This window comes from Williamsia herbipolensis, assembly GCF_036153515.1.
GTDB classification, from domain to species: Bacteria; Actinomycetota; Actinomycetes; order Mycobacteriales; family Mycobacteriaceae; genus Williamsia_A; species Williamsia_A herbipolensis.
This window is the reverse complement of the sequence record NZ_CP108021.1, coordinates 2,428,276-2,445,162: the sequence shown is the minus strand read 5'-3', so window position 1 is coordinate 2,445,162 and position 16,887 is coordinate 2,428,276. Positions and strand designations below refer to the sequence as shown.

The window sequence follows — 16,887 nt, the reverse complement described above, 5'->3', positions numbered from 1 at the left end:
GTCAGCGGGAGCGTGGCCACGCCCCAGCGAGACGGCCACCTTGCTCTAGATGTCGGTCGGGAAATCATAGCCAGCCCGCACGCTGCGCTGCGCCACAGCCACCGAACTGGTTCGACGAGATCATCGTTCGCACGGCTCTCGATCTTCCGGCCTCACCAGATCCGGACGCGCTCCGCCGGATCGAGGTAGAGACGATCGCCGGGGCGTACGTCGAATGCCTCGTAGAAGGCGTCGACGTTGCGGACGACGCCGTTACAGCGGAACTCCGGCGGTGAGTGCGGGTCGACCGCGAGACGTGTGATGGCCGCGGCCTCCCGCAGCTTGCTCCGCCACACCTGCGCCCAACCGAAGAACACGCGCTGCAGACCGGTGAGCCCGTCGATCCGCGGTGGCTCGGTGCCCTCGGTGGCCAGCCGATAGGCGACCAGGGCGATCGACAGGCCGCCCAGGTCGCCGATGTTCTCGCCGATGGTGAACGCGCCGTTGACCTTGTGGGACTCCTCGAGCCCGCGAGGGGTGAACTTGTCGTACTGCTTGATCAGGACCTTCGTACGCTTGCCGAACTCGGAGCGGTCGGCGTCGGTCCACCAGTCGACGAGGTTGCCGTCGCCGTCGTACTTGGCGCCCTGATCGTCGAAGCCGTGGCCGATCTCGTGTCCGATGACCGCGCCGATGCCGCCGTAGTTCGCGGCGTCGTCGGCGTCGGGGTCGAAGAACGGCGGCTGCAGGATCGCCGCGGGGAACACGATCTCGTTCATGCCGGGGTTGTAGTAGGCGTTGACCGTCTGCGGCGTCATGAACCACTCGTCGCGGTCGACCGGTCCGCCGATCTTCGCCAGCTCCCGGTCCTGCTCGAAGGCGGACGCCCGCGCGACGTTGCCGACGAGGTCGTCGGCCACCATCTCGAGACCGGAGTAGTCACGCCACTGCGCGGGGTAGCCGATCTTCGGGGTGAACCGGTCGAGCTTGGCGAGCGCCTTCTCCCGCGTCTGGGGACTCATCCAGTCGAGATCACTGATGTTGCCGCGGTAGGCCTCCACCAGGTTCGCGATCAGCTCGTCCATGCGTGCCTTCGCCGCCGGGGGGAAGTGGCGCTCGACGTAGATCTTGCCGACCGCGAAACCGATGGCCGCCTCGACGAGACCGACACCGCGCTTCCAGCGGTCGCGGTTGACCGGCGTGCCCGACAGGGTGCGGCCGTAGAAGTCGAAGTTCTCCTCGACGAACGCCGCGGGCAGATAGGGCGCCGCGGAGTGCACGACCTCCCACTGCAGCCACGTGATCCAGTCGGTGAGCGGGCGGTCGGCGACGAGGCCGCCGAGTCCGTCGACGAACGACGGCTGTCGCACCACGACCTCGTCCAGCGCGGCTTGTTCGACACCCAGGCCACGCGTCCACGCGGCGATGTCGAAGGCGCCTGCCGCCGAGGCGATCTCGGCGAAGGAGCGCAGGTTGTAGGTGAGGTCGGCGTCGCGGCGCCGGACCACGTCCCAGTGGAAGCCCGCGATCGCGGTCTCGAGATCGAGGATCGTCGCGGCCTTCGTCTCGGCGTCGTCGATGCCGGCCAGCGCCAGCATCGCGCCGACGTGCGTGCGGTAGGACTCCCGGGTCTCGCGGTGCTTGTCCTCGGTGTAGTACGACTCGTCGGGCAGGCCGATACCCGACTGCGACACGTGCACGAGGTAGCGGTCGGACTGCTTGGAATCGGTGTCGACGTAGAAACCCAGGGCGCCGCCGGATCCCGCGCGCTGCAGCTCACCCATGACCTCGGCGAGCTCCTCGGTGGAACCGATCGCGGCGACACGGTCGAGCTGTGCGCGGATCGGGTCGAGACCGAGCGACTCGATGCGGTCGGTGTCCATGAAACTGCGGTACAGCGCACCGATCAGCTGTGTGTCCGACCCGGTCGGTGCGTCGGAGGTCTCGGCGCACTCGACGACGATGTCGCGGACGTTCTCCTCGGCCCGATCGCGCAGCGTGTAGAACGACCCGTCCATGGGGCGGTCCTCGGGGATCTCGTGCTCGGTGAGCCAGACGCCGTTGACGTGCTCGAACAGGTCGTCCTGCGCGCGAATCGACTCGTCCACCCAGTCGAGGTCGATACCGGAGCGTGCGGATGCGGAAGCGGTTGTGGAGGTCACCGTTCCATCCTGCCTGACATCGCCGCCGCGTCCCGGGCCGGCGAACCGGTTACTCGATCGTGACGGGACCGTAAGCGAAACGCGAACGTCAACGGTGTCATTAGTTATGTGACAGGAGTGAACTGACGTGGTGAAAGTTGTCATCTCGACCCGCGTGCGCGTCATCGCCGCGACGGTCGTCAGCGGTGTGTTGGTGTTGTCGTCCTGCGGTGTGTTCAGCGACGAGCCGAAGACCGACTCGCAGCGCATGCTCGACGTGTTCGCCTCGGCGATCTCGGCGCAGGACGCCGCGCGGGCCGCGGCCCTGACCTCCGCACCGGGCCAGGCCGCCACACAGATCGGCGACACCCTGGCCGGCATGCACGCCGAGTCGGTGTCGGTGTCGGTGACCGACCCCGTCGAGTACTCCGACCACACCGCGAGCTATGGCCTCACCACCACCTGGCACCTCGGGCGTGACCGTGAGTTCACCACCGAGACCACCGGCACCGCCCGGAAGCTGACCGCCGGTTGGCGGGTGCAGTGGGAACCGACCGTCCTCGCGTCGGGACTGCAGGCCGGCGGTGTGCTGCGCTCGATCCGCACCGACGCGCGCCCGGCGCCGGCGGTCCTCGATGCCGCACGCGCACCGTGGATGACGCTGCAGCCCACCAACGACATCGTCATCGACCCCGCCACCACGCCGAACCTGCCGAACACGGTGCGGCGTCTCGCCGCGGTGATCGCGCCGATCGCGCCGCTGGTCACCGGACCCGTCATCGACCGCAGGCTCGCCGACGCCGGTGGGAAGCCGGTGCAGGTCGTGTCGCTGCGCGACTCCGACATGACGGTGCTCGCCGGCAACCCGGCCGCCGTGCCCGGTGTCTCGGTGAACCGTTCGGGTGCGCTACTCGTCACCGACCGTCGGGTGAGCTCGCCCCTGACCGACGGGATCACGAACTACTGGCAGGCGATCCGCGACGCCACCTCGGGCTGGGCGGTCGAACTCGCCGACCGCAACGGCGCGGTGACCCGCCTGGCCGGTGCCCAGGGCCCCGCGGCCCCCAGCTTCTCCACCACGTTCGCCCCCGGCGTCCAGCTCACGGTCAACGAATCGGTCGTCGACGTCGCACAGCCGGCCACGATGCTCGTCCTCGACGCGCAGTCCGGGGCGATCCTCGCCGCGGCGAGCAACGACGCCGCCGACGCCGCGCAGGCGAGCACCGGTGGGTCGGTGCTGACCGCGACGACCACGCCGGGCAGCACGCTGACCCCGGTGACCACGGCGATCGCGGCCGCGTCGAAGGGCGACGACGAGAAGGCACAGAGACTGCTGCACGCGCTCGGACTCGGTGTCACCTACGCGATCCCCGGTGTGTCGATGCCGTCGGCGAACTCCTCGCGGGTCTCGGCCGCGGCGTTCGACCCGGACTCCCTGCAGGTCTCGCCGGTGTCGATGGGGGCCTTCGGTGTCGCGATGGCGCGGATGAGCTCCGTCGCGCCGACCTTCGTCTCCGGCGTGCCAACCACGGTGCGCGGCGGCGACCTCGGACCGGTCGACGCCGGCGTCTCGGCGGCCGTGAACGCCGCCATGCGCGCCACCGCGAAGACCGGCGACGCCAGCGACCTGACCGGGGCACCCGGACTGCGCGCCCTGGTGGGCACCAACGGCCCGCAGGGACCGGGGTGGTTCGTAGGGATCGTCGGGAAGCAGGTCATCGTCGTGCACTGTGCCGGCGAGCGATCCGGCTCGGCGGCCCTGCAGGTGGCCCAGAAGTACTTCCGCAGTCGCTGATGTGACCCGAGTCGTTGATCGAGCCGGGTCGGTGAGACCACCCGATCGCTGACATCATGGCGGCATGCGCAAGTTCTCGCGGTTCCTCGCGGCCTTTTTCGGTGTGCTGCTCATGCTCTACACCGTGGTCGGGCAACTGCTGGCCCTGACGCCGGTGCCGTGGATGTCGTGGATCCTGGCGGCGGGCTTCTTCCAGACCGTGTTCATCGCCATCGACACCCTGCGCGACACCCTCGGCATCTACAACCTGGTGATCGCACTGATCGCGCTCGCGCTCATCTTCCGCACGGTGCGACCGCGACGCTGGCGCCCCGAGGGCCTCAGCCGTCGGCGCACGATCGTCGCCGGGCTCGCCGGCTTCGGTGCGGTGGCGTCGGTGATCACGATGATCGTGGTGAGCGTCGGGGTCGCGAGCGCCGGAGCGGGTTTCGCGTTCTTCACCCCACCGACCCCCGGTGGTGACCTCGGGCGCGGGCCCGATCAGCGTGTCGTCACCGGGACCGTCGGCGCCACCACGCTGCACGCCGATCTCTACCGCCCCGACGGCGCCGGGCCGCACCCGGTGGTCGTCTTCGTCCACGGCGGCGCGTTCGTGGCCGGAGCGCCGGGGCCCAACCCGTACAACCGATTCCTCGCCGACCACGGCTATGCGGTGCTCGACGTCGAGTTCCGGCTGGCGTCGGCGACCGTGCACAACTGGGACACCCAGGTCGGCGACGTGGGATGCGCGCTCACCTGGCTCACCCGCAACGCACAGCCCAACGGCTTCGACACGAGTCGCGTCGTGATGTTCGGGGAGTCGTCGGGCGGCAACCTCGCGATCAACGCCGCCTACATGTCGGTGACGAAGTCACTCACCCCCACCTGCGGTACCGCCGCCGAGATCCCGAAAGTGGTTGCGGTGGTGGGTGGCTACCCCGCGGTCGACCTGACCCAGGCGTACGCCGACTCGGCCATCGGCAAGACCGTCGGCATGCAGTTCGTCGGTGGCTCGCCCGAGGACTTCCCGGAGCGCTACCGCTACGTCGACGCGGCCAACCACATCACCGCGCAGTCGCCGCCGACCCTCATCGTCCAGGGCGGCGCCGACCATCTGGTGCTCGCGAAGTCGGTGAAACGCTTCGCGGGAAAGCTGTCCGCGGCCGGGGTGCCCAACCGCTACGTCGAACTACCCGCCCTCGGCCACGGTATCGGTGACACGTCCTCACCCGGCACGGCCGGCGCCAAGACCATGCGCGACGCCATCGTCAAATGGCTCGACCGGTACGTGCCCCGGACATCCTGATCGGTCAGAGGGCGTCGAGGTCGATGACGCGGGTGATGCCCAGTTCGTCGACGAAGTGGTCGTCGTGACCGACGACAACCAGCGCGCCACGGAAATCGGCGAGGGCCTGCGCGAGATGATCGCGGGTGACGATGTCGATGTTGTTGGTCGGCTCGTCGAGGATCAGCAGCTGCGGGGCCGGTCGTGCGAACAGGACCGCGGCCAGCGCCGCGCGCACCCGCTCGCCACCCGAGAGCGACTCCCATGCGCGGTCGGCGTCGTCGCCGCGGAACAGCATGCGCGCCAGGCCCGCCCGGCGTTCCTGCATCCCGAGGCCGGGGGAGGTGCGCGACACCAGCTCGTAGGGTGACACCGTGGGACCGGGGTCGGGGTGCACCTGGGCCAGGTATCCGGTGGGCACCGCGGGCGGCGCCGCGAGGAGCGCCCGCAACAGGGTCGTCTTGCCGCTGCCGTTGCGGCCGCGCAGATGGATCCGTTCGGGCCCGGTGACGGTCACCTCGACGGCACCGCCCGGGAGCGTGACGACGGTCGGGGCCAGCACGATCTGGCCGGGGTGGACCTCGGTGCCGGGCAGGTCGACGCGGACCTCGCGGTCGTCGCGGATCGCGTCGGCGGCGTCGTCGGCGAGGGCCGCGGCCTCGGCGAGCCGGCGTTCGTGTCCGCCGACGAGTTTGCCGGCCGACTCCTGCGCGAACCGCTTGCGCTGGTTCATCACGATCTTCGGCTCGCGCTTCTGCGCGGACATCTTCTTCCCGTACCGCTGTCGGTGGGCGATGACGGTCTGGGACTCGACGAGCTCGCGTTTCTGTCGGGCCTCGTGTCCTCGAGCGGTGGCCAGGACCTCCTGTGCCCGTTGCTGTTCGGCGGCGACGACCGCGAGGTGGTGGTCGAAGTCGCCGGCCATGGTGCGGACGGCGCCGTCGCGCACCTCGGCGATGGTGTCGACGTGTTCGAGGAGGGTGCGGTCGTGGCTGACGGTGAGGACCTGACCTCCGAAGCGGCCGATCTCCTCCACCAGCAGGCCGCGGGCATGGTGGTCGAGGTTGTTCGTCGGTTCGTCGAGGACCAGCAGATCGGGTCGACGCAGCAGCGCACCGATGATCGCGATCAGCGTCGCCTCACCCCCGGACAGCTCGCCGACGACCCGGTCGAGATCCTGTGGCTGCGTCACTAGGTGGGCCATGCCGAGCCGACCGAACAGGGCGACGGCGCGTTCCTCAACATCCCAGTTCCCCTCCAGCGCATCGAGATCGCCCGCGTCGGAGGCGCCGGATTCGACGCGCGCCAGTGCACCCCGCAGGTCGGCGAGTCCGATGAGCTCGTCGATCCGTCGGCCGGTCGCCGCGGTGAGATCCTGCGGCACCACGGCGAGGTCCGCCGGTCGGTCGACGGATCCGGAGGTGGGTGTGAGGTCGCCGGTGATGAGACGGATCAGGGTGGTCTTGCCGCCGCCGTTCGCGCCGACGATGCCGACGTGGTGGCCGGCCAGCGACACCGAGACGTTCTCGAAGATCGTTGTGCCGTCCGGGAATCGGTGACTCAGCGCCGAGACGGTGACCGATCGCGAACTCATGGGGATCGACCCTAGGTGGCCGTGGGCCCCGCGGCCAGCGAATTACGGGCGGGCGGCCCTGCGGGCGAGGCGGCCGCGGGCGGCGCGCCATCCGAGGAGGAACACCCCGAGGACGATCGTCGCGACGATCACGAAGCTGACCGCGACACCCTGTCCGAACTGATCCCGCAGGATCATCCCGATCGCGACCGCCCCGATCCAGGTGAGGATGCCGTCGGGGACGAGGTTCTCGGGACGGAAATCGTGGTCGCCGATCTCACCGGAGCGGACGTGGGCGATGACATAGGCGATCGACCAGCCGACGGCGCCGCCGATCGCGAACGGCCAGAAGGTGGAGAAGATCCCCGGGATCGTGAGCCCGTCGTCGTGGTTGAACCGGCCGATGATCACGAACACGAGAATCGCGACGACGTCGCACACCGCGGCCAGCGCGATCGGGCGCGTACGGGTCGGTGATGTCACGGATTGCCTCCAGCTGCAGACGGTGGGGTGTCCCCATCGGGAGACGGGTCTCTGTCACCGCCCTGTTCGTGTGCCTCGAGCTCGTGCTCGGTGGCGCCGATCGACGACCGGAAGCGGAACACGATGACCACCCAGCCCACCAGCGACACCAACAGGTAGCTGATGAGTCGGTAGATGAGCACCGCGGTGACGGCCTCGCCCGCACCCATGCCCGCCGAGGTGAGCGCCGGGACGAGGACGGCGTCGACGACGCCGAGGCCACCGGGTAGCAGCGGGAACGCGGTACCCACGGCCTTGCCCGCGGCGTAGGCGACGGCGAGTCCGGAGATGCTGGGCTCACCGCCGACCGCGTAACAGGCGAAGGCCAGGCACGCGACGTCGGCGACCCAGTTGAACAGCGACCACCCGAAGGCGATGGCGGTGTCCTTGCCGTTGAGCTGCACCGCGCGCAGCTGGTCGACGATCTGGTGCCAGCGCTCGACGCCGTGCTCGTCGGGCTTGTTGCGGAGGTGGTTCACGGCGTGCAGGAACCGGGTGCCGATGTTCTTGATCGACTCGGGGTGCCCGGCGACGTACTGGGCGGCGATCACGAACGCCAGGAAACCGGCGATGGAGAAGATCACCGAGAACGGGCTCGTCTTGGCGCCGGCCAGCAGGGCGCCGCCGAGGCCGAGGACCGCGAGCCCGACGCCCATCAGCAGACCCGACATCACGACCTGCCATGACGCGACCACCGGGGTGGCGCCCCACTTGCGGGTCTCGCGGTAGGTGAAGGCCGGGGCGAGGACGTTGCCTCCGGGCATCGTCTGGCTGACGGAGTTCGCGGCGAGCACCACCGACAGCGACTTCATCTGGGACACCGCGACGCCCGCCGAGCGCAGCAGCGCGCGCTGGACCTGGGCGAAGCTGTCCATCGAGAGACCCGAGGCGACGATGCACGCGGCGACCCATCCCCAGTGGATGCTGCCCATGCTCGCCCACGCCTCTTTCAGCTTGGGCCAGACCAGGACGGCCTCCACCGTCAGGACGACGACCACGAGGGCCAGCGCGACCCAGCGGACCCACCAGAACCGACGCCGCGTGCGCGCCACGGGGGCGCTCGCGTCGTCGGCGGCGTCGCCGGACTGAGCCGTCATGGGGCCCTACCTTATCGACAACCCCCTCGAAGCCCCCTTTCGAGGTGGGAGCGGGAGTCGACACCTCAGATAGTGTTGCGAGGTGAACGATGCGACGGCGGTACACCCGCTGGTCCGGGCCGCGGCGCAATGGGCGTGGCGGCTCATCGTCATCGGTGTCGGGGCCTACCTCGTGCTGCGGGTGGCCCACGAGTTCGAAGAGGTCGTGGTGCCGGTCGCGTTGGCGATCCTGGGCACGGCGTTCCTCGTCCCGGTAGTTGACTGGCTCGACCGCAAGGGCATGCACCGCGGCGTCGCGGTGGCGCTGACGATGATCGTCGCGATCGGCGTGCTCGCCGGGATCCTGACCTTCGTGGTGCAGCAGTTCATCGACGGACTGCCCGACCTCACCACCCAGGTCACCAGCACCATCGACACCCTCAAGCAGTGGCTCGTCGACGGGCCGTTCGGGCTCCGGCAGGCCCAACTCGACCACGTCGGTGACGATTTCGTCTCCATGCTGCAGCGCAACCAGGACAAGATCACCACCGGCGCGATCGCGACCGCGACCACCGTCACCCAGCTCGCCACCGGCGCCCTGCTGCTGCTGTTCCTCATGATCTTCTTCCTGTTCGGCGGCGGCCAGGTGTGGGAGTTCGTCACCCGCCTCATCCCCCGGGGCAGCCGGTCGAAGGTGCTCCAGGCCGGTCGGGCCGGTTTCGGCACCCTCGTCGGCTACGTCCGTGCCACGGTCGCGGTCGCGATGGTCGACGCCGTCGGCATCGGTGTCGGACTGGCGATCCTGCAGGTGCCGCTCGCCCTGCCGCTGGCGTCGCTGGTGTTCATCGGTGCGTTCATCCCGATCGTCGGTGCGTTGGTCACCGGGTCGCTCGCGGTGCTCGTGGCGCTGGTGACGAAGGGCTGGATCGCAGCGGTGATCGCGCTCGCCGTGGTGGTCGCGGTGATGCAGATCGAGAGCCACGTGCTGCAGCCGTTCCTGCTGGGGCGCTCGGTGCGCCTGCACCCGGTGGCCGTGGTGCTGGGGATCGCGGCGGGCATCGTCTCGGCGGGCATCATCGGCGGACTGCTGGCCGTACCGATCATCGCGTTCCTCAACACCGCGGTGCGCTCGATGTACGACCAGACCCATGCCGACGAGCACGAGTCGGAGACGCGCGTCGGCATGTACGCCGCGCGTCCGGACCCGCCGATGTGGGACGACCCCGACGCCCCGGGTCGTGACGGGCCCGCCCCGTTGAGCGATCCGGTCGACCTCGCCAAGCGGGACTCGGATGCCGGGACACCCCCCGACAGCTCCGACACCGCCGACAGCTCCGACACCGCCGACGACCCACCGCCGGGTTCGACGAGCTGATGAACCGTCGCGGCCCCGACGACGCGGTCGCGCCGCTGTGGCGCGCGGCGCAGGCGTACCGGCTGCTGACGGTGGTCTACGCGCTCGGGTTCCAGATCGCGGTCAACGGCGACCTGGCCCATCCCGCATTCGGGGCCGCGGTGTTCGCCGTCGTCGCCGTCAGCTCAGGGGTCTTCGCGGCGGTCTACCTGCTGGACAACGGCCGCGACGTCGGATGGGTGATCGCCGAGCTGGTGCTCACGTGCGCCCTGATGCTCTCGACACTGCTGATCGCGAGTGAGCAGTGGCGGGCCGACAACCAGTCGCTGCCCACCACGCTGTGGGCCACCAATGCCGTCATCTCCGTCGCGATCCTCACCGGCCCGGTGTTCGGCGGCGTCGCGGCGGCCGCGGTGATCGTGTCGAGCACGGTGGTGAAGGGGTTCGTCAACATCGACCTGGGCCGCAACGCGGCGGTGGTGATCCTGCTGGCCGTCGGCGTCATCATCGGCATGGGCGCGGTGACGGCGCGCCGGGCGTCGGCGCGCCTCGCCGAGGCGACGCGCCTGGCCGCGGCCACCGACGAGCGCGAGCGGCTCTCGCGTCACGTCCACGACGGTGTGCTGCAGGTGCTCGCGCTCATCGCTCGCCGTGGTCGTGAGATCGGCGGGCCCACCGAGGATCTCGCGTACCTCGCCGCCGATCAGGAGCGGGTGCTGCGGTCGTTGCTCAGCGCGCCGGGGGTCCCCGACAGCACCGGTACGACCAGCGACGTCGCGACGATGCTGCGGACACGTGAGTCCGACCGCGTCACGGTCAGCACCCCGGGCCAGCCCGTCACGCTCGATTCCGTCGTCGCCGCCGAACTGTCGGCGGCGGTCGACAACGCTCTCGACAACGCCGCCCGCCACGCCGGTCCGGGCGCCCGGGTGTTCGTGCTGCTCGAGGACCTCGGGGAGTCGGTGGTGGTGAGCGTGCGCGACGACGGTGTCGGGATCGCCCCCGGTCGGGTCGCCGCGGCCGCGGCATCGGGTCGTCTCGGGATCGCGCAGTCGATCGTGGGTCGCGTCGAATCCCTCGGTGGCCGCGCGGTACTCGACTCCGCACCGGGTGCCGGCACCGAATGGGAACTGACCGTGCCGCGACCGGCACACGACGGGACGAGGGACCGATGACCGACACCACAGCGGTACGCGTGATGGTCGTCGACGACCACCCGATCTGGCGGGACGGGGTGGCCCGCGACCTCGCCGAGGACGGTTTCGACGTGGTCGCCACTGCCGACAGTGTCCGTGCCGCGGTGGCGCGTGCCGGTGCGGTGACACCCGACGTCGTGCTCATGGACATGCAGCTGCCCGACGGCACGGGCGTCGACGCGACCGTCGGGGTGATGTCGGTGTCGGCGACGACGCGCGTACTGGTGTTGTCGGCGTCATCGGAACGCGATGACGTGCTCGCGGCCGTGAAGGCCGGGGCCAGTGGCTATCTCGTGAAGAGCGCCTCGCGCAGCGAGCTGCGGGACGCGGTGACCGCGACCGCGGCGGGCCAGGCGGTGTTCACACCGGGTCTCGCTGGGCTGGTGCTCGGCGAGTTCCGCCGCATCGCCGGTGGCGGCGACGCCGACACCGACAACCCGACGCCCCCGATCACCGAGCGTGAGACCGAGGTGCTGCGGCTCGTGGCGAAGGGTCTGTCCGCGCGGCAGATCGCCGCCAAGCTCGGACTGAGTCATCGCACCGTGGAGAACCACGTGCAGTCGACCCTGCGAAAACTGCAGCTGGGCAACCGCGTCGAGCTGACGCGCTACGCGATCGAGCACGGCCTCGACGGATGAGTACCATCGACCGCACATGTGGATCGGATGGATCGAGTTCGACTTCCTGCTGGGAGACGTGCACTCGCTGAAGCAGAAGCGGTCGCTGGTGCGGCCGATGGTCACCGAGATGCACCGCAAATTCGGGGTGTCGGTCGCCGAGGTCGACCACCTCGACCTGCATCGCCGGGCCGGGATCGGTGCGTCGATCGTCGCGGCCGACCGCACGCACGTCACCGATGTGGTCGACCGTCTCGAACGCCACGGCGCGAGTCGGCCCGAGGTGCACCTGGTCTCGGTGCGGCGCCGGATCATCCGCGCCGACGAGATCTGATCCCGCGCCCCGACGGGTAAGCCCCCAGGTGGGCTGAGTAGTCGTACTCATCTCGACGATGGCGCGCCCGGCGAGCATGAGTCCATGACCGACAACGAAGCTCGTCCTCCGCGCCCCGACTGGACCGTGTTGTCCCGGGTGTCGTCGGATTTCGCGTCCCTGTCGCGCCAGATGGCGCAGATGTCCACCGATCTCACCGATCTGCGGACCACCATGACCGCCGTGCGTCCCGAGCCGGCCCCGACGCCCCCATCACCAGAACCCGCACCACCGAGGCCCGCACCCCCGACGCCACCCGCGCCCCCGCAGGCGGCATGGCAGCCCCCGCCCGTGGCGTACCCGCCCGTCCTCCATCCGCCCCGCCTCGCCCCTCCGTTCGTCCCGCCGCGGGGCACCGCCCCGCCGCAGTGGGCCGGACAGCCGTCGCCGCCTCCGCCGCCCCGACCGTCGCTGCTGCGTCGGGCCGCCTCGGCCACCGACGGCCGACTCGTGGGCACGATCCTCGCCGTCGCCGGGGTGGGCGTGACCCTCGTGGGGGTCGTGCTGCTGCTGGTCCTCGCCGCACAGGCCGGCATCCTGCGCCCCGAGGTCCGCGTCGGTGCCGGCGGTCTGCTGGCCGCCGCGCTCGTGGCGATCGGTGCCCGGGACCGCCGTCGGGGTTCCCGGGTCGGTCCGATCGCGCTGGTGGCGACCGGTATCGGTACCGCCTACCTCGACATCGTGGCGACCACGCGGATCTATCACTGGCTGCCCGCGGCTGCGGGACTCGTCCTCGCCGGCGTCGTGGCCCTCGGTGGTCTGTCGCTGGCGCGGCGCTGGGGTTCGGAACACCTCGCCCTGCTCGTGGTGGTGCCGCTGATCGGTGCGGCGCCGTTCGTCGCCGGGGGCATCGGGTTGCCGCTGATCGGTTTCATGCTGGTGCTCGCCGCGATCACCCTGCCGTTCGGTGTCGGGACCGATGCAGCGGTGCCATGGGCGAATCTGCAGTACGCCCGCGTCGCCGCGGCCGCGCTGTGGTTGGTCCCGACGATCGTGACGATGGCCCAGAACCGTTCGGAAGCAAGCGCTCTCGACCAGTGGGCGCTGGCCGTCGCATGCCTGGTGGCCGCGGCGATCGCGCTCGGCGGCGGCCTGCTCACCCGCGGCGACACCGCCCACGCCGTCGTCGCGGCGCTCGGTGCCGTCCCGGTCCTCGTGTGCGGCACGGCGGTCGATCGTCCGCTCGCGGCGGGCGCGACGGCGGTGATGGCCGTGGTGCTGACCGCGGCGGTCACCCTCGGCCGCTCGCACCTGACCGAGCCACTGCGCATCACGGGGGGCGTGCTCGCCGCGGTCGCGGCGCTCATCGCGGTGCCCACGGCGTTCGGCGGCCCGGTCGCGGTGCCGGTGCTCATCGGGTTGGCCGTGATGGTCACCGTCGTCGGCCGAGACGACGCGCTGGGTCGGGGGATCGGCCTCACCCTCACCGGGGTCGGCGCGCTGGGCTACCTGTCGACGACGCGACTGGAGTCACTGGTGGACCCGACCGTCACCGACACGGCGACCGCGACGTCGTCGATCGTCGGGGGGCTGCTGCTCGCCGCGGCGGCGATGACGACGGCCGGGGTGGTCGCGTCACGTCTGGCGGAGGCGGTGTGGCCGTGGATCCTCGGCGGCGTGGTCGCCCTCTACGGGATCACGGCCACCGCGGTGACCGCGGGCGTCGCGATCGGCGGCACCGGGACCGGCTTCCTCGCCGGCCACATGGCCGCGACCATCGTGTGGGTGTGCGCGGCCGGTGCGGCACTGGTGCTCGCGGGCCGGGTCCCGGCCGGTCCGGCGCGCATCGCGCCCATCGCCGGCGCACTCACCCTGGCCGCCGCGGCGGTCGCGAAGCTGATCGTGTTCGACCTCGCCACCCTCGACGGCGGCTTCCGGGTCGGTGCCTTCATCGCGGTCGGTCTGGTCCTGCTGGCCCTCGGGGCCCGGTACGCCCGGACCGGTCAGGAGTCCTGATCGGGACGCCGCGACGTCGTCCGCCGCAGGAGATCCTGCACCGAGATCTGCTGGCCGTCGCCCCGCTCGTGGCGCCGCCCGCCCGAATCGGAACCACCCGACCCCACCTCGGGGTCGGCCGGTTCGGGCCGCGGTGCGCGGGTGGGGCGCGGTGCCTGCGTGGGGCGTGACCCGTCGGCGTTCGGCACGGGGATCGGCCGTGACACCGGCGGCGAGCTCGGACGCCCGTTGCCGTTCCCGGCGGCACCGTTGCCGTTGCCGCTCACCGTGCCGTTGTTGTCGTGGCTCGGCGGACGGGCGCTGATGGCACCGCCGAGGCGGATGCCGCTGTCACCGAGGCTCCACCCGCCGGTGTCGGGACGTGAGCCCGACGGCCGTGGCGGGAACGGACGTCCACTCGGCTCCGACGGTTGCGCACCGGAGGGACGCGACCCGGACGGGATCGGCTCGCGGCTCGGTCGGCGGGGTGCGATGGGTCCGCTGTCCGGCGGCGGCGGTGGACGCCGCACGACATCGGGTGCCGGTCGGGGACCGGGGGCCTCGGCACGGCGGACCGGGGGACGGCCCTGTCCGGGAGGTGCGGCAGGTCGAGCGGGTCGGGCCCCGGCGGGCGGACCCGCGGGCCGCGCCGGACCGCGCTGCGGCGCCGGACGCCCCTGGGCGACCAACGCGGTCGTCGGCACCTGCGACACCACGGTGCCGGCGTCACGCTGGGTGCCGGGGATCGCGGCGCGACCGGGCTCGTCGTCGAGGATCGTCTCGCCGAGGCCGATCTTGCGCTGCACGGTCTGCATCCACTTCGGCGCCCACCAGCAGTCGTCGCCGAGCAGCTTCATCACCGCGGGGACCAGCAGCATGCGGATGACGGTCGCGTCGAGCAGGAGCGCGGCGATGATGCCGAACGCGATGTACTTCATCATCACGATCTCGGAGAAGCCGAACGCACCGACGACCACCACGAGGATGGCCGCGGCGGCGGTGATGATCCGACCGGTGTGCGCGGTACCGCTGCGGATCGCCTCGGTGGTGGTGGCGCCCTGTTGTCGCGCCTCCACCATGCGCGAGAGCAGGAACACCTCGTAGTCGGTCGACAGGCCGTAGATGATCGCGATGATCAACACCAGCACCGGCGACATCAGCGGGCCGGGGGTGAAGTTGAACAGCCCCGATCCGTGGCCGTCGATGAAGATCCACGTGAGCACGCCCAGCGTCGAGCCGAGTCCGAGAGCCGACATCAGCGCGGCCTTGATCGGCAGCACCACCGACCCGAACTGCAGGAACATCAACAGGAACGTCACCGAGATCAGCAGCACCACCATCAACGGCAGGTTGTCGAGCAGGGCGTCGATGGAGTCCTGGGTGAGCGCCGGGGTGCCCGCGACGTACATGGTGAGGCCCTGGGTGTTGATCGCCCGCAGCGCCTTCACCGCGTCGCCCGCGGTGTCGCGGTCGACGAGCCCCGCCGACATCTGCACCACACCGGTGCTGGTGCCCTCGATGCTCCCGGTGAGCGCGCCCTGGCCGCTGTCGAGGCTGAACTTCTTGGTGAAGCCGGGGATCTTGTTGGCCTCGTCGGCGATCTGCTGCAGTTTCGCGCCGTCGTCGCTGCTGTTCTCGTCGTAGCGGATGACGAGTTTGATCTCCTCGGTCCGCTGCGTCGGGAAGATCCGGTCGAAGTCCTGCTGGGCGACACGGAAGTCGTTGCCCGGCGGCAGGTACTTCTCGGTGATGCCGCCGAAGGAGATGTTGCTGAACGGGACGATGAGGACCAGCAGGAGGAGCACGGTCGGGATCGCGGTCTTGAGCGGGTGGCGCATCACCCAGCCCGACAGCCGGCCCCAGAACCCGGCCTCGATCTCCTTCTTCGTCTTGGTCTTGCGCAGGAATTTGAACCCGAGCATGTCGATGCGCGGGCCGAGGATGCCGAGGATCGCCGGCAGCACGGTGATCGACAGCAGTGCCGCGAGGCTCACCGCGCAGATCGCGCCGTAGGCCACCGACTTGAGGAAGCCCTGCGGGAACAGCAGGAGACAGGCCAGCGCCGCGACGATGATGGTGGCCGAGAACACCACGGTCTGGCCCGCGGTCATGACCGTGCGTTTCACCGCCAACGGAGGTGGATAGCCCTCGGCGAGCTCCTCTCGGAACCGGCTGACGATGAACAACCCGTAGTCGATGGCGATACCCAGGCCGATCAGCGAGATCACCGGCTGGGCGAAGTAGTTGACCTCGGTGGCCTGGGCGAGGGCGTTGAGGATGCCGGTGGCGCCGGCGATGGTGAGACCGCCGATGATGACCGGCAACACCGCGGCGACCACACCGCCGAAGATGAAGAACAACATGATCGCCACCAGCGGCAGCGCGACGAGTTCGGCTCGTGTGGTGTCCTTCGCGACACCGTCGGAGATCCCGCCCGCGATGGGCTGCAACCCGGCGAGCTGGAACGTCGTGCCCGGCAGGTCGTAGCGCTGCGCGATGTTGTCGAAGAACGGCTGGATCGTCTTGTAGTTGTTCAGGATCGTCGTGTCGTTGTCGCCCTTGACGCCGATGCTGATGAACGCGTGCTGTTTCGAGGCGTCGAAGGTCTGCGCCCGGATCTGTTCCTGCGCGGCTCTCGACGCACCCCCGGTCGCGGAGAGGAAGGGGTCGATGAGCCCGGGATCGTCACGGTTGACAATGTTCGGATGCGCCGCGATGAGGTCGGTGACGAACTTCTCGACCTTGGTGCCGAACTCGGGGTTGTCGACGGTGGTGCCGGCCGGCGGCGTGATCAACAACACGATGTCGGACTTGTGGTCGCGTCCGAAGGTGTTGTCGGCGAGCTGCGAGCCCGCGACCGACTGCGACCCGTCGTCGAAGAACCCGCTCTGGCTGAGGTGCTTGCCGAGGGTGAGCCCGTAGAGGCCGAGGCCTCCCATCAGGACGATCAGCACCGCGATGACGGCGAAGCGCATCCGGTACACGAATGTGCCTATGGCTCCGAACACCGGTTACATCCTCTCCAGTCGGGCGAACACGTGCTCCCCGCACGCGCCGCCGCG

The 16,887-nt window shown here is 70.3% G+C and carries 12 protein-coding genes; 7 read left to right on the top strand and 5 right to left on the bottom strand.

The genetic code is table 11. The features are described 5' to 3' along the window. Positions 1 to 152: 152 nt before the first annotated feature. Entirely contained in the window at positions 153 to 2,141 is a 1,989-nt protein-coding gene (locus OG579_RS10965) for a M13 family metallopeptidase (RefSeq protein WP_328855959.1), read from the bottom strand. 127 nt (positions 2,142 to 2,268) lie between these two features. Here OG579_RS10965 and OG579_RS10960 point away from each other — a divergent pair, with 127 nt between their 5' ends. Beyond that, on the top strand, positions 2,269 to 3,915 hold the full coding sequence (locus tag OG579_RS10960; RefSeq protein ID WP_328855958.1) for an NTF2-like N-terminal transpeptidase domain-containing protein: 1,647 nt from the start codon (positions 2,269 to 2,271) through the stop codon (positions 3,913 to 3,915). 64 nt (positions 3,916 to 3,979) lie between these two features. Next, a complete protein-coding gene (locus OG579_RS10955; protein ID WP_052688632.1) occupies positions 3,980 to 5,200 on the top strand; it encodes an alpha/beta hydrolase fold domain-containing protein in 1,221 nt (406 codons plus the stop codon). Between the two features lie 4 nt (positions 5,201 to 5,204). Here the strand turns inward: OG579_RS10955 and OG579_RS10950 are convergent, their stop codons facing one another. Genes OG579_RS10950 through OG579_RS10940 form a run of 3 tightly spaced genes read right to left on the bottom strand, consistent with a single transcriptional unit; the run spans position 5,205 to position 8,371 of the window. Further along, positions 5,205 to 6,773 carry an ATP-binding cassette domain-containing protein gene (locus tag OG579_RS10950; RefSeq protein WP_045821235.1) on the bottom strand — a complete coding sequence of 523 codons (1,569 nt, stop codon included), beginning with the start codon at positions 6,771 to 6,773 and terminating at the stop codon, positions 5,205 to 5,207. Between the two features lie 42 nt (positions 6,774 to 6,815). Beyond that, positions 6,816 to 7,235, bottom strand: coding sequence for a DUF3054 domain-containing protein (locus tag OG579_RS10945; RefSeq protein ID WP_045821236.1), 420 nt, complete (start codon positions 7,233 to 7,235; stop codon positions 6,816 to 6,818). Then, complete coding sequence (locus OG579_RS10940) at positions 7,232 to 8,371, bottom strand: lysylphosphatidylglycerol synthase transmembrane domain-containing protein (RefSeq protein WP_328855957.1); 1,140 nt, start codon at positions 8,369 to 8,371, stop codon at positions 7,232 to 7,234. The genes OG579_RS10945 and OG579_RS10940 overlap by 4 nt, the downstream gene beginning before the upstream one ends. An 82-nt stretch (positions 8,372 to 8,453) precedes the next feature. Between OG579_RS10940 and OG579_RS10935 the strand changes: the two genes are divergently transcribed. The 5 genes from OG579_RS10935 (at position 8,454) to OG579_RS10915 (ending at position 13,846) form a co-directional block, all read left to right on the top strand. Further along, the gene (locus tag OG579_RS10935; RefSeq protein ID WP_328855956.1) at positions 8,454 to 9,725 is read left to right on the top strand and encodes an AI-2E family transporter; all 1,272 of its coding nucleotides are present in this window, start codon (positions 8,454 to 8,456) and stop codon (positions 9,723 to 9,725) included. Continuing rightward, entirely contained in the window at positions 9,725 to 10,879 is a 1,155-nt protein-coding gene (macS, locus tag OG579_RS10930; protein ID WP_328855955.1) for a MacS family sensor histidine kinase, read from the top strand. Before OG579_RS10935 ends, macS begins: the two co-directional genes overlap by 1 nt. Next, positions 10,876 to 11,538 (top strand): response regulator transcription factor, encoded by a 663-nt coding sequence (locus tag OG579_RS10925; protein ID WP_328855954.1) that lies wholly within the window; start codon positions 10,876 to 10,878, stop codon positions 11,536 to 11,538. The genes macS and OG579_RS10925 overlap by 4 nt, the downstream gene beginning before the upstream one ends. Before the next feature lie 16 nt (positions 11,539 to 11,554). Next, positions 11,555 to 11,851, top strand: a complete 297-nt coding sequence (locus OG579_RS10920; RefSeq protein ID WP_045821240.1) for a DUF503 domain-containing protein — start codon at positions 11,555 to 11,557, stop codon at positions 11,849 to 11,851. 84 nt (positions 11,852 to 11,935) lie between these two features. Next, positions 11,936 to 13,846, top strand: coding sequence for a DUF2339 domain-containing protein (locus tag OG579_RS10915; RefSeq protein WP_328855953.1), 1,911 nt, complete (start codon positions 11,936 to 11,938; stop codon positions 13,844 to 13,846). On the opposite strand, the gene OG579_RS10910 is transcribed toward OG579_RS10915, so the two are convergent. After that, complete coding sequence (locus tag OG579_RS10910) at positions 13,834 to 16,833, bottom strand: MMPL family transporter (protein ID WP_328855952.1); 3,000 nt, start codon at positions 16,831 to 16,833, stop codon at positions 13,834 to 13,836. The genes OG579_RS10915 and OG579_RS10910 overlap by 13 nt on opposite strands. Positions 16,834 to 16,887: the final 54 nt, after the last annotated feature.

Bases quoted from the DNA above. Each gene is read 5' to 3' on its own strand.
- OG579_RS10955 (WP_052688632.1), top strand. From the start codon at position 3,980: ATGCGCAAGTTCTCGCGGTTCCTCGCGGCCTTTTTCGGTGTGCTGCTC.
- OG579_RS10950 (WP_045821235.1), bottom strand. From the start codon at position 6,773: ATGAGTTCGCGATCGGTCACCGTCTCGGCGCTGAGTCACCGATTCCCG.
- OG579_RS10940 (WP_328855957.1), bottom strand. From the start codon at position 8,371: ATGACGGCTCAGTCCGGCGACGCCGCCGACGACGCGAGCGCCCCCGTG.
- macS (WP_328855955.1), top strand. From the start codon at position 9,725: ATGAACCGTCGCGGCCCCGACGACGCGGTCGCGCCGCTGTGGCGCGCG.
- OG579_RS10925 (WP_328855954.1), top strand. From the start codon at position 10,876: ATGACCGACACCACAGCGGTACGCGTGATGGTCGTCGACGACCACCCG.
- OG579_RS10920 (WP_045821240.1), top strand. From the start codon at position 11,555: ATGTGGATCGGATGGATCGAGTTCGACTTCCTGCTGGGAGACGTGCAC.
- OG579_RS10915 (WP_328855953.1), top strand. From the start codon at position 11,936: ATGACCGACAACGAAGCTCGTCCTCCGCGCCCCGACTGGACCGTGTTG.